Origin of the sequence: Streptomyces johnsoniae (assembly GCF_031845565.1) — a bacterium.
Lineage (GTDB): Bacteria > Actinomycetota > Actinomycetes > Streptomycetales > Streptomycetaceae > Streptomyces > Streptomyces johnsoniae.
Map to the genome: position 1 here is coordinate 1 of NZ_JAVREV010000104.1, position 380 is coordinate 380.

General features: G+C 75.5%; 1 pseudogene. It reads left to right on the plus strand.

The annotated features are described in order from the left end of the window. Positions 1-336: pseudogene (locus RM779_RS33480) on the plus strand (metal-dependent phosphohydrolase); the annotation flags it as partial. Between the last annotated feature and the right edge of the window lie 44 nt (positions 337-380).

Below are 380 nucleotides of genomic sequence, written 5' to 3' on the forward strand. Positions count from 1 at the left end.
GTGCCGGACGGCGCCACCGCCGAACTGCCCGCTGCCGAGCAGCGCCGCATCGCGCTGCTCGGCGGGGCCGTCGTCCGGCAGACCGGGGTCGACGCGGCGGTCGCCGTGGTCGTCGAGCGGCAGGCCGACCGCTGCCGGGAGCAGCCCGTCGCCGCCCGGATCGTGCGGGCCGTCAACGCCTACGAGGAGAAAGCGCGCGGCGCCGGGCCCGGCGGACCCCTCACCGCGCTGGAGGAACTGCGCCTGGCGACCGCCGGGGAGTACGCGCCGGAGGTCGTCGAAGCGCTGGCCCGGGTCCTGTCGAGGGACTGTCTGACCGTGCCGTCGGCTGGGTAACCCATGGGTAAGGAGCGCCCTTCCAGCCGTACGTGGTTGGATGC